11 protein-coding genes are annotated in these 12,617 nt (G+C 28.7%); all 11 read right to left on the bottom strand.

Annotated elements, in window-relative coordinates; all coding sequences use genetic code 11:
- Positions 1 to 95: 95 nt before the first annotated feature.
- On the bottom strand, positions 96 to 1,208 hold the full coding sequence (locus TX50_RS06470; RefSeq protein WP_011132833.1) for a GtrA family protein: 1,113 nt from the start codon (positions 1,206 to 1,208) through the stop codon (positions 96 to 98).
- 121 nt (positions 1,209 to 1,329) lie between these two features.
- Positions 1,330 to 2,283 carry a glycosyltransferase family 2 protein gene (locus TX50_RS06475; RefSeq protein WP_011132834.1) on the bottom strand — a complete coding sequence of 318 codons (954 nt, stop codon included), beginning with the start codon at positions 2,281 to 2,283 and terminating at the stop codon, positions 1,330 to 1,332.
- A 77-nt stretch (positions 2,284 to 2,360) separates the two neighbouring features.
- Positions 2,361 to 3,410 carry an NAD-dependent epimerase/dehydratase family protein gene (locus tag TX50_RS06480; RefSeq protein ID WP_011132835.1) on the bottom strand — a complete coding sequence of 350 codons (1,050 nt, stop codon included), beginning with the start codon at positions 3,408 to 3,410 and terminating at the stop codon, positions 2,361 to 2,363.
- Between the two features lie 26 nt (positions 3,411 to 3,436).
- On the bottom strand, positions 3,437 to 4,288 hold the full coding sequence (locus TX50_RS06485; protein WP_036930534.1) for an NAD-dependent epimerase/dehydratase family protein: 852 nt from the start codon (positions 4,286 to 4,288) through the stop codon (positions 3,437 to 3,439).
- An 18-nt stretch (positions 4,289 to 4,306) separates the two neighbouring features.
- Entirely contained in the window at positions 4,307 to 5,389 is a 1,083-nt protein-coding gene (gene rfbG / locus TX50_RS06490) for a CDP-glucose 4,6-dehydratase (protein ID WP_011132837.1), read from the bottom strand.
- Between the two features lie 19 nt (positions 5,390 to 5,408).
- The gene (rfbF, locus tag TX50_RS06495; protein WP_011132838.1) at positions 5,409 to 6,176 is read right to left on the bottom strand and encodes a glucose-1-phosphate cytidylyltransferase; all 768 of its coding nucleotides are present in this window, start codon (positions 6,174 to 6,176) and stop codon (positions 5,409 to 5,411) included.
- A 47-nt stretch (positions 6,177 to 6,223) separates the two neighbouring features.
- Positions 6,224 to 7,423: a DegT/DnrJ/EryC1/StrS family aminotransferase gene (locus tag TX50_RS06500; protein WP_011132839.1), complete on the bottom strand. Its 1,200-nt coding sequence runs from the start codon at positions 7,421 to 7,423 to the stop codon at positions 6,224 to 6,226.
- A 134-nt stretch (positions 7,424 to 7,557) separates the two neighbouring features.
- Positions 7,558 to 8,949 (bottom strand): glycosyltransferase 87 family protein, encoded by a 1,392-nt coding sequence (locus tag TX50_RS06505; protein WP_011132840.1) that lies wholly within the window; start codon positions 8,947 to 8,949, stop codon positions 7,558 to 7,560.
- 398 nt (positions 8,950 to 9,347) lie between these two features.
- Complete coding sequence (locus TX50_RS06510) at positions 9,348 to 10,301, bottom strand: GDP-L-fucose synthase family protein (RefSeq protein WP_011132841.1); 954 nt, start codon at positions 10,299 to 10,301, stop codon at positions 9,348 to 9,350.
- A 33-nt stretch (positions 10,302 to 10,334) separates the two neighbouring features.
- On the bottom strand, positions 10,335 to 11,408 hold the full coding sequence (gmd, locus tag TX50_RS06515) for a GDP-mannose 4,6-dehydratase (RefSeq protein WP_011132842.1): 1,074 nt from the start codon (positions 11,406 to 11,408) through the stop codon (positions 10,335 to 10,337).
- 105 nt (positions 11,409 to 11,513) lie between these two features.
- Positions 11,514 to 12,605 carry a UDP-glucose 4-epimerase GalE gene (galE, locus tag TX50_RS06520; RefSeq protein ID WP_011132843.1) on the bottom strand — a complete coding sequence of 364 codons (1,092 nt, stop codon included), beginning with the start codon at positions 12,603 to 12,605 and terminating at the stop codon, positions 11,514 to 11,516.
- Positions 12,606 to 12,617: the final 12 nt, after the last annotated feature.

The following is a 12,617-nucleotide window of genomic DNA, read 5'->3' on the forward strand; positions in this document are numbered from 1 at the left end:
TAAAAATCAATTCTTATATGTTTTACAATTGATATACATTAAATTTATTATAAAATATCTCTTAATAAGAATTACTTCAAGTTATTAGTAATTATTCAAGTTTTTTTCCACACAAATTTAGTAGATGCTGTGTAATTCCATATAAAACAAATAGCTATTCCAAATATTTGTGCCCAAAATACATTTCCCAAAATATACGTATAAAAAGCTGTTGATAGCGCAAAATTCGTAATTAATGGTATGGATGTGATGAGAAGAAATCTTATTAATCCAATTAATAGTAAATTCCCACTTAATTTATTTGATCTAAATGTTAAAGAGTTATTAATCAAAAAGTTTGATGTTGCAGAAACTAATATTGAAAATAAAATAACTTGTTCAAAGTCTAAGTTCGTAATACTCATTAAAAAGTAAGTAATAGATAATTGAATAATTATTCCACTGATGCCTATGAGCCCAAAACTTATAGCTCGGCGAGGAAGTAATTTAAAACTTAAATTATGCAATATTGAAATTACAAAATTCCATAAAATTGGCAATTCGATTATAGTTTTATCGTTTAAATTGGCATCTACGATAAGAGGTATTTCTCCAATTGATAGATTTCCTTTACTCATTGCAAGAAATTCAAAAATAAAATTAAATCCATCAATTTCAATCTTATTAATTAATCTTTTACATACAGTCTTTCTTAATACAAAGAAACCTGTCATGCAGTCTGTAATGTGTGAATATTTGTTAGAAAGACAATACTTTCCAAGTTTGTTGGTAATTTTAGAAATTTTTTTTCTTTTCTTGTTCAGGCCTTTTATTTCAGAACTATAGTTAAATCGACTGCCTAATACTAAATCTAGATTATTTTCGATTAACTTATCAAAGGCGGTTATCAGTGAATTTGGGTCATATTGACAATCGTCTTCTATTACAGCTATAAATTCTGATGATGATTCAATTATTAATTTCTTTATTGAATTTGAAACTTCTGATTTTTTTACTTTATTAATTAGTTTGATTTTTTTATTCTTGAGAGATGAATTTCCTTCTATTCCTGCAAATTCAGTATCAAGGCTCAAAATAATAATCTCAATATCAAAAAGCTTTTTAAAATTATTTATCTTATTAAGCAAGATATATAAATTCTCGAATTTTTCGTTTTTTATAAGCAGGATAGTTATATTCGGTTTATCTTTTTTTTTAGTTGATCGCATGATATAAGTAACATATAAATAAGATCAAAGCTTTTAATAATTAAAATTTAACTATTAATTATATTTAAATTAACTTCAAAATCTTAATTTAAAAACTTTTTTATACTTAAGAATAAATAATTTATCTTATCTGATTAGAGGGCACATTATTTCTTTCCCTCTCAATAACCAAAGGCAATTTTAATGATCTTTGATTAATAAAACCAATATATTCTCCTATAATTCCTAAAGCGAATAATATAGTCCCTGCAAATAATAAGTTTGTAACAGAGATCATTGCAATACCAAAGGCAAATTTGGTCCAAAAAAGTACTTTCGTTATTATGACTATTAAAGAAAATATTATTGCTAAGCAGCCAAGGGTTAACCCAAGAAAAGTTATTAATCTCATGGGTTTTCTTGAAGAAGTAACAATTCCCAGAACTCCAAAGTCGATTAGAAATGATAAAGAAGCAGAACTTTTCCCTGATTTTCTATCTGCACTGACATAGCTGATTGTTGACCATTTAAAACCTGTCGCACATACTAAACCTTTTACAAAAGGATAAGAATCAATAGAATCCCTTAAACTTTTAATCACTTTTCTATCGTAGATTCCGTAGCCCGTAGTATTCCTGACCATTTTTTGATCGGATAATTTTGATAAAACATAGTAATATAATTTTTTTGTAAGAAAAAGAATTTTATTTTCCCTACTTGTTCTTCTGACAGCAAAAATTACTAAATTTTCTGTTTCTTCCCATTGTTTTATTAACTCAGGAATTAGTTCAGGCGGATCTTGAAGATCAGACATCAAGAAGATGTTTGCATCAGCGTCTGGAGCCAAAAGAACATTTGCTGATGATCTCACAAAACCAAAGTTTGATACGTTTAAAATATATCCTATCCTTTCATCTTTCTTCATTAATTCTTTAATGAAATCCAATGATGAGTCTTTCGAACAGTTATCTGCAAAAATTATTGAGAAATTATATCCTTTAATATCTTCTAGGACTTTATCAATACGATAATAAAGCTCATCTAAGTTTTTTCTTTCGTTGAAGCATGGAATGCATATAGCAATTGATCTTTTCAAAATTGAAATTTCAAATTAATATTCAAGCATTATATTATTAAATGAAGTTAAAAAAGAATAAATAAGCTCTTATTTAATTAAATTAGTGTTGATGTCCAACTAATCATATCCTTAATACCTTTTTTGTAATTTATTTTAGGTTCCCAACCAAGTTTAATCTTAGCTTTTTTAATTGATGCGACAAAGAAATCTTGATCACTTTGTCTTCTTGGCAATTTATTATAAGAAAGTTGCTCTATATCTAATAGCTCAGACAACAAATTAAATAATTCTAATAAACTTAATGAATTTTCTAAACCACCGCCGATATTAAATATTTCACCATTTAATTTTTCTTTTGCAAAAAATGCCTTTTCATATAGATTTACAAGATCATCCGCATGAAGAACATCTCTAACTTGTTTACCAGAGCCAGAAATTGTAAATGGTAATAACTTTTGATTAGATTTTTGCTGTTTTTTTTGTTCTATTGCTTTTTTGCAGAACCAACCTATCCATCCTTGATCTTTAGAGGCATACTGTCTCCCTCCATAAATAGAAGAATGTCTAAATACAACAGTTTTTAATCCATATATCCTTGCCCAATCTCGAACATATTGATCAGCAGAGCCTTTTGAACAGCCGTATGGAGTTGAAAAATCAAGAGGGAGATTTTCATTGAAACCCTCTGGATATTCTGAAACACTAAATCTAGTACTCATTTCTTTGTAATTCAACCATCCTAAATCTCCATAAACTTTATTTGTGCTGCTATAGGCTAATAAAGAATGAGGTGAATATTTGCGCATTGCCTCAAGAACATTAAATGTTCCTATTAGGTTGGTTTCTAAGTCAGTTCTTGGATCTTTAAGAGAGGTTGTCATTGCTACTTGACCAGCAACGTGACAAATATAATCAAATGGTCCATTAACCTCAAAAATATTTTCTAATTTATTTTTGTTTTTTATATCAATTTGGAAATTTTTTAAATTTTTATGATTTGTAGAGTTTTTGAGCCAACTTAAATTGATATCTGAGCCTCTTCTAACTAATGAGTCTATAATAAAAACTTCATAGTTCTTTTTAAGAAAGAAATTGGATAAATTACTTCCTAGAAATCCACAACCACCTGTAATTAAAATCTTCATCCAAGCAATTTTAACATATTAATAATTTAAATTTTTTTTTCATATAAATTATTTAAATCAGGCACGAACGAATTTGGTTCATTTTCTCTTTCAGGAATTACTCCATTTAATAACTGACCTTTGGCTTTTAATCTTTTCCATTCTTTTTTAGCAAAATCAATAATTGATATCGGAGAGCCACTGCCAATATTAAAAACTAGTGGAGTACCCTTTATAACATCTTTTCTTGAACAGCAATTTATTAAATGTTCCGCAACTTCTTCAACAGGTATGAAATCTCTAATTTGAGTACCTTTAGTCATCTTGAAATCTAGATTATTTAATGCCGCATTTCTTAAAGATGGCCAAAAATTCATTTCATTTTGCCCTAATCCATAAGCTGAAAAAATCCTTGGGTAAATGAATTCTGTTTGATAATTTTTGCATAATGCTTCTAACATATAAAAACTTGCGACCTTACTTCTAGCATAATTATTTGTTGGAATTAAAGGGGCATTACTTGGAATCATTTTATATCTATCAGAGCTCAAACCATATTCATGGCAGGAGCCTGTAAAAATGCATCTTTTTACATTAGCTTTAATTGATTCTTCCATTAATTTAATTGATCCAAGGATATTTGTTTTTGTTAATTCTTGAATAGAAGCCTCTTTAGGACTTACACCTGCTGAAGCCAAATTAAATAATATATCTACTTCTTCAAGGTCATACATATTTATATCTAGTAAATCTTTGTTAAGCCATTTAATATTTTTGTCATGATTTTGGCTACTTATATAAGATCTATTTAATGCAATGATTTCATATCCTTTTTTTTTTGCAAGATTTGTTAGATGTGAACCTATAAATCCAGAAGCGCCTGTTATAAATAATTTCATCATTTAAATTTGGATAAATTATGATTTTAAAAAATGTTCAAGATCTTCTTTACAATATTTTTCGGTTTCACTCGAAAATAAATAATAGTTTTTGTACCACAAAAATGTTCTTTTAACGGATTCATCAAAATCCCATCTTGGTTCCCAATTAATTAAATCTTTTGCTTTATCTGTATTTAATCCGAGGAATCTTGCCTCATGAAAATCTTGTTTACTTTCAATAATTTTCCACGAAACAGGCCAAAACTCCTCAGCTTTATGAACTAAATCTAATACTTTTTTATTTGAGTCAAGATTTGGTCCAAAGTTAAATGAAGATGCTAGATTGATATTATTTTCAAAAAGTTTTTCAGCTAGTTTTAAATAACCAGATAAAGGATCTAAAACGTGTTGCCAGGGTCTTACCGAATCGGGATTTCGTATAGTGATTATTTTTTCAGAAATTATAGACCTTATCAGATCAGGAATAATTCTGTTATCAGACCAATCCCCTCCACCAATAACGTTTCCTGATCTTACACTAGCAATTAGTAGATTATTTTTTTGAAAGTTTGAATTACCACAAAAACTTGATCTAAATGATTCTATAGCAATTTCGGCTGCCGCTTTACTACTACTATATGGATCATGTCCTCCTAAGGGATCAGTTTCTTTGAAATAATTTTCTCGATCATTATTTCTATAAACTTTATCAGTAGTTATACAAATGCAAACGCATTTATTTTTAATAAATTTCAATGAATTCAGTAGATTAAAAGTTCCCATTACATTTGTTTCCCAAGTTTTTAAAGGCTCTAAATAACTTTCAATAACTAATGGTTGTGCAGCCATATGGAAAATAATGTCAGGTTGAATATCAGATATCAATTTTTCTAAGAGACTTTGATTTGTAATGTCAGTAACATGATGATTTATCTTTTGCTGTAGTTTAAGTTCTTCAAATAAATTTGGGGATGTAATTGGTTCTAAACTAATTCCATAAATATTTGCTCCCATTTGCAAAAGCCAATATGAAAGCCAAGAACCTTTAAAACCTGTATGCCCAGTTATTATTACTTTTTTTTTATTCCAAAAAGGAATCTTGGGGTTTCTCAAATTCATATTTTTTTTATAGAAAGCTCTACCAAATTTTCCAAGGCGCTTTATTAGATTCCCATAAATCTTGCAAAACCATCTTATCTCTTAAAGTATCCATTGGCTGCCAAAAACCGCTGTGGTGAAATGCAGATAGTTGATTTAACTCTGCAAGTTTTTGCATTGGCTTTTGTTCCCATGAACAAAAGTCGTTTTCTATAAAATCTATTGTTTCAGGTTGAAGCACAAAAAAACCGCCGTTAATCCAGTTACCATCACCTTTTGGTTTCTCATTAAACCCTAGAACTCTACCTCTTTCAAAAGCTAAAGAACCAAACCTTCCAGGGGGCTGAACTGCTGTAAGCGTCGCTTTTCTTCCTTTTTTAAAATGGAAATCTATTAGTTTACTTATATTTACATCAGCCAAACCATCTCCATATGTGAAGCAGAAAGTTTCATTCCCAATATATTCTTTTACTCTTGCAAGCCTTCCTCCAGTCAAAGTATCTTTACCCGTATCTACAAGAGTGACCTTCCAATCTTCAGAATCCACATTATGGGTAGTAATAGAATTCTTTTGAAGATCTACAGTAAAGTCTCTTGAATGAAGATAATAATTTGCAAAATATTCCTTTATTAAATATCCCTTATAACCACAACAAATTATAAATTCTTTGATGCCATAACAACTATAAATTTTCATGATATGCCATAAAATTGGTAGTCCACCAATTTCAATCATTGGCTTAGGTTTAATTGTTGTTTCCTCTGAAAGTCTCGTACCTAATCCACCAGCAAGTATAACGGCTTTCATATTTTTATAATTTGTCAAAGTTATTTAAGTGGGAAAGGGATTTTTTTTTAAAATTTTGACAAAAATTCATTTATTGTTTTATGTAATCTAGTAAACATTCTATCAGTTAAACCATGGTGGACAGGTAATAAAACACCTTGCTTCATGATTAAATCAGAATTTTTATATCCATATTCACTAATTTTTTTTTCAATGTTTTTAGTCATGGGTTGTTTAAGAATATTGCCAGTAAACACGACTCTAGTTTGGATATTACGTTCTTCTAAATAAATTTGAAATTCTCTTCTTGTAAAAGGTGCATCTTCTTTGATTAATATTGGATAAGCAAGCCATGCTGTATCAACGTTTTCATTTTGTAACGGATTCATAAAGAATTGATTGTGGTTCTCAAAAAAATCAAATTGTCTATTGAAGTTCTTTTTTCTAGTTTGAATATTTTGGTTTAATTTTTTTAGTTGTGCTAAGCCAAAAGAAGCCCCAACTTCATTTCCTTCGACATTGTATCCCACTTTTTCAAAGACGAATTTCGCATCATATTCAATGCCTTCTAAAGAAACATTAAATCTATTGTTTATCGATTCACTTTTTTCATCAAATAAAGATGAACTTCTTCCCCATGACCTTAATAGTTTAGCCTCAGATAAAACGTTTTCATCGTTTATAGCTAAAGCTCCTCCATTGCCAGCACAATTAATGATATGTGATCCATAAAAACTTGTTATTGATATATCTGAATAAAAGCCACTACTTTTACCATCTATTTTTGCTCCTAACGTATCTGCAGAATCCTCAATAACAACTAAGTTATATTTATCCGCAATATTTCTTATTAGTGGCCAATTACAAAGATTTCCAAGTAAATTTGGCGCTAGTATAGCTCTCGTGTTTTTATTAATATTTTTTTCAATTTGCTCGCAATCTATACAATAAGTGGTTAGATCAACATCTACAAAAACAGGAACTAAATTGTTTTTAACGAGGCAGCCGACAGAAGTTGAAAAAGTTAAAGCAGGAGTGATCACCTCTGAGCCTTCAGGTAAATTTAATGCTTCAATTCCTATGTATAGAGCAGATGACCCAGAATTCACATATAAACAATATTTTTTATCAAAAAGTTTGGCTATTTTGCTTTCAAATAATCTTGAGTAATTACCCATTTGAGTTGACTCACCAAGACATTTAATAACTGCATCTATTTCTTCTCTGCCATATACAGTTTTTGCGTAAGAAATTGGCTCTAAATCCAAAACCTGCTAAATCTTTAATATATCATGTTTTTTTAACAATAATGAGTCTTTTATGGCGTATAAATAAAGAAACTTCAAGAAATAAACTATAAATTTATATTATTTATAAGTCATCGTAGTTTGATAAAAAGTTTTTAAGATGAAAGACTTTCTGAAGATAAAGCTTTTTGATCTTTTTTTAATAATTTTATAATCTCAATCAACATTAATGTTGAAAATAAAATATAAGGTATTGCTCCAAATCCTCTTATGTAAAAAGAGTAGCCTTTTGTCATTAAGCAATAAAGTTGATAAAAAGTCTCGTAAAAATTTAAATAACAAATCCACATTAAATATGAAATGAATAATCTTCTATTTTTATGTAATTTTCTATCATAAATGTATCTGATAGTCATGGGTGCTGCAGCAAAGAAAAAAAGAAAAAACTGTGGATGTCCTAATTTATAAAAAGTGAAGCCTGAAGATGAAGTTAGAATTACAGCTGGCAAAAGATCTATCTTATGTTTGTACATTAAAAAAAGTACAGTCAATAGCACTAAGGCCATAGCATATATGCTGTATTGATCTAAGTTAAGACCTAAAATTTTTCGAGAAAAATTAAAGAAAGATAGATGTTTAGAATGCATTTCAGTGGCCCAAAAAACTGATTTCAAGGTTGAATCCCCCCAATGGAATATAGAAATGCTTAGTATGCTAATTATTGATAAGAGATAAGAAGTAAAAAAAGTTATATCTATTTTTCTTTTTCTTAAAACAAATAAAGGTGCAACAAATATTGGATATATTTTCACCATCGTTGCCAATGCAAGTGAGATTCCAGATAAAACGCTATTGATATTTTTGAGATTTGAAATCGATAGAGATAAAGATAAAACAATTAAACCTGCTACAAGAGTGTCATTATGGCCGAAATATGCAGTTACTAATAAACAAAAAGGAGAAAAAGCGAAAATTAGGAAAATTTTTAATTTTGCAATTTCATCAATTTCCCTTTTAAAATTTAATGGAAAAATTGAAGAAAAATACATAGGGATTAAGAAAAAACAACCCCAAAAAAGTTTTGGCAAAGAATTATTAATAGCTGCTAATGGTGCAACAATATTGTGAATTGGTAAGTAAACATTATCTGTTCCAATCCAAGGATTTAAGCCTTGATTAATTAAAGCCCACTGATCTAAATAAGGTCTATAATCTAGTATTCCTTTATGACTAGCTACGTAAATAAGTATCATTGCAATTATGTAGTATAGAAAAGATATTTTTATTGCCTTATACTCATTTTTTTTATTTAAAGATTTTGCGGGAACTAAATCTTTATCTATGACTTTTAGAATTGTAGACCTTAGAAGATATGAAGAAAAAATTGCAGTAAATAAAGCTTGTAAAAGAATAACAAAATTAAAATTTTCATTAAAATTGGATATTCTATGAAGTTTGCAAACTAAGGCTCCCTGGAAAATAAATACTGGTGCTGAAAATACTAAAAGATAGAAATATCTATTATTCTTTATTCTAGAAAGAATCATTATATAGTTTTTAAATTAAATAAATGCTAACTCCTTATGCTTTTCCCAAGTATTAATTTTAAATAAAACATAAACAATTGAAATCAACTAAATAAAACCACTTATATAGATTTATTATAAATTATTCTCACTAAAAATTTTAAAAATTTTTATCTTTTAGAATTACCTTGGTAATGGTTTCTTTATTTTTAAAAGTTTTAAAAAATTTAAAGATTTTCTCTTGAGAGAAAGCTTTAATAGTAATTTTTTAAATAAAAATTTGGGATCTTAAACTGTTTTACTTATTCTTGGATAAAAGGTTTATCTCCAATATTATTATTCAAAGTTCCATTAAATTAAGGTTATTACTTTCAGCATAACTTTCAATTTCCCTTAAAAAAGATCCTGCTTTAGAAATACTAATATATATTTTTTTTAAAGTCTTTAATAGTATTCTCAATACCCTCTTCAAGTGATATTTTACTTTCCCAACCTAATTTTTTAATCCTAGTAATATCCAATCTTTTCAGAGGAGTTCCATTGGGTTTTGTTTTATCCCAAAAAATAGAACCTTTAAAACCTACTTTATTTTTTATCAAAATTGCTAAATCTAAAATCGATATGTCTTTACCAGTTCCAACATTTAAGAAAGAGCAATTATTTAAACTAAATTGAAAATTTTCTAAGGTAAAAACTGATGCCTCAGCTAGGTCATCAACATGTAAAAATTCTCGTTTAGGGGATCCATCACCCCAACAAATCACCTGATCAAGATTATTAATTTCTGCAGTTACGAATTTTTTTATCAGTGCAGCAAAAACATGACTTTCATTATCTTGGTAATTATCATTTGGTCCATATAAATTTGTTGGCATGAGAGAAAAAGCATCAAAATTTTTTTGTTTCCTTAAAGCTTCACAAAATTTCATGCCAACAATTTTTGCTAAAGCATAGTTTTCATTAGTTTTTTCTAAATAATTACTTAGTAAATATTCCTCTCGTATTGGCTGTGTGCATTTTTTGGGATAGGCACAACTACTACTTAAAAAAAGTAACCTTTTCACAGAATTTTGATATGCAGCTTCAACAACGTTTGTTTGAATTTGAATATTCTCAATAATAAAATCATATGGGTAAATGCTGTTTGCTAGTATTCCTCCTACTTTAGCTGCTGCAAGAATAACAATATCTGGACTATTTTCCTTAAACCAATTTTTAACTTTATTTTGATCCCTTAAATCAATTTCTTTCCTTGAAACTGTAATTATATTTTTATATCCAAATTTTTTTAAAGCGCGACAGATTGCAGAGCCTGCCAGTCCATTATGACCTGCGACAAAAATAGAATCACTTTTCGAAATTAAATTCTTCATAAAGAATAAATGATAATATTCAAAATAAAATATTTATTGTTTAGCAAGTTTCAACTTATCAAATTCCACCATTTCGTGTATTAATTTTTCTAAAGTAATAGAGCTTCTCCATCCAAGTTTATTAATAGCTTTAGTAGGATCACCCAACAAACTATCTACTTCAGATGGCCTAAAATATCTTTTATCAACTTTGATAATTATTTTATTATTTTCATTTCTAATTCCAACCTCTTGCAAACCTGAGCCCTCCCAGCGAATAGCTGGTAGATTTCGGTTTTTTCTATTCCAGCCGAGCTCACATGCTACCAATTCAATAAATTCTTTGATACTTTTATTTTTTCCAGTAGCTATTACATAATCATCTGCATAATCTTGCTGAAGCATAAGCCATTGCATTTTCACATAATCCTTAGCATGACCCCAATCTCTCAAAGAATTTAAATTTCCAAGATAAAGTATTTCATCAATACCTGAATCAATTCTCACAAGACCCCTTGTGATTTTTCTCGTAACAAATGTTTCTCCTCTCCTTGGACTTTCATGATTAAACAAAATACCATTACATGCGTAAATACCATATGCATCTCTATAATTTTTTATTATCCAATATGAATACAATTTAGCCACGCCATAGGGACTTTGAGGGTTAAAAGGAGTATCTTCGTTTTGAGGGGATTTACATACTCTCCCATATAACTCACTAGTACTAGCTTGGTAAATTTTAGTCTTTTTTTCTAAGTTTAATATCCTAACAGCTTCAAGAATTCTTAATGTACCAAGAGCATCGCAATTTGCCGTATATTCTGGAGTTTCAAAGCTAACAGCTACATGACTTTGTGCAGCGAGATTATAAATTTCATCTGGTTCAATTTCTTTTATTAACCTAATAATATTTGTACTGTCAACTAAATCTCCGTAATGGAGTATTAATTGTGGAGATATTTCATGTGGGTCTTGATATAAATGATCAATTCTTTCAGTATTAAAACTACTCGATCGCCTCTTTATTCCGTGAACAATGTACCCCTTATCTAAAAGGAGTTCAGCAAGATAACTTCCATCTTGTCCAGTAATACCTGTAATTAATGCTACTTTTGAGCTATTCAATTCGTTTCAAAAACTTTTTTTATTTTAGAGCATAAACCTATTTTCGAATAGTTAACATAATTTTTATTTTTTTCAAAACAGATTAATTAATTACTCAATTAATAATCAGATCTCACAATAAATGCTCAAATCTAGTTCCTCAAGATTTTTGATATAACCATAAGGATTTTTCAAACCCCATCTCCAACCATCCCTACATATATCATCTAATGTTTTTCTTGCCTTCCAATTAAGTATAGAATTAGACAATCTACTATCTGCAAAAAGCACTCCACAATCTCCTATCCTCCTCTCTGAGAACTCATATTCAATTTTTATGTCATTAACTTTTTTAAAAGTATTTATTAACTCAAGTACTGTAGTTCCTTTACCAGTACCTAAATTTACTTTGATCAAATTATGTTTTGAATTTAATAACAAGCGTAATGCTTTTTCGTGACCATCTATTATATCCTCAACATGAACATAATCTCTTAAACAGGTGCCATCCCTAGTAGGCCAGTCTTTCCCAAAAATATTCAATTTTTTATTATTATCTTTAGCCACCTCACAAATAATTGGAAATAAATTATTTTTGTTTGAGATAGGATTTTCTCCTATTATTCCAGAGTGATGAGCTCCTACAGGATTAAAATATCTTAATATAGCTACTCCCCAATTTTTTCTGAAATGTAGATCAGTTAAAATTTCTTCAATTGTTTTTTTTGTTTTTCCATAAACATTAGAAGGGATTAATGAACTATCTTCTTTGATGGGACAATTTTGATTGTTACCATAAACGGCGGCACTACTGCTAAAAACTATATTTTTACAATCATATAACTCCATAACTTTAAATAAATTAATGGATCCTGAGACATTATATTCCCAATACTTAATTGGATTTTCCTCAGATTCACTAACAGCTTTTAAACCTGCAAAATGTAAAACTGCAATTATCTTTTGATTATTACAAAGAGCATGTTCAAAAATAATTTTTAATTTTTCAAAATTTGTTATGTCTGCTTTAAAAAATTTTATTTTATTATCAGCAAATTTATTTTTTTCTTTAAAAAATCTATTAACTCTGGATATTGACTCAAATGAACTATTTTCCAGAGAATCAACTATATAAATTCCATAACCAGCTTCAAGTAAATTTAAACACGCATGACTGCCAAGATAACCTGCTCCGCCTGTAATTAAAATATTATTCATCCTGAGTTTTTA

Origin of the sequence: Prochlorococcus marinus subsp. pastoris str. CCMP1986, assembly GCF_000011465.1 — a bacterium.
Taxonomy (GTDB): Bacteria; Cyanobacteriota; Cyanobacteriia; order PCC-6307; family Cyanobiaceae; genus Prochlorococcus_A; species Prochlorococcus_A pastoris.

What these genes read in the sequence shown, in the direction of transcription:
- TX50_RS06470 (WP_011132833.1), bottom strand. Translation starts at nt 1,208, where the DNA reads ATGCGATCAACTAAAAAAAAAGATAAACCGAATATAACTATCCTGCTT.
- TX50_RS06480 (WP_011132835.1), bottom strand. Translation starts at nt 3,410, where the DNA reads ATGAAGATTTTAATTACAGGTGGTTGTGGATTTCTAGGAAGTAATTTA.
- TX50_RS06485 (WP_036930534.1), bottom strand. Translation starts at nt 4,288, where the DNA reads ATGAAATTATTTATAACAGGCGCTTCTGGATTTATAGGTTCACATCTA.
- rfbG (WP_011132837.1), bottom strand. Translation starts at nt 5,389, where the DNA reads ATGAATTTGAGAAACCCCAAGATTCCTTTTTGGAATAAAAAAAAAGTA.
- rfbF (WP_011132838.1), bottom strand. Translation starts at nt 6,176, where the DNA reads ATGAAAGCCGTTATACTTGCTGGTGGATTAGGTACGAGACTTTCAGAG.
- TX50_RS06505 (WP_011132840.1), bottom strand. Translation starts at nt 8,949, where the DNA reads ATGATTCTTTCTAGAATAAAGAATAATAGATATTTCTATCTTTTAGTA.
- TX50_RS06510 (WP_011132841.1), bottom strand. Translation starts at nt 10,301, where the DNA reads ATGAAGAATTTAATTTCGAAAAGTGATTCTATTTTTGTCGCAGGTCAT.
- galE (WP_011132843.1), bottom strand. Translation starts at nt 12,605, where the DNA reads ATGAATAATATTTTAATTACAGGCGGAGCAGGTTATCTTGGCAGTCAT.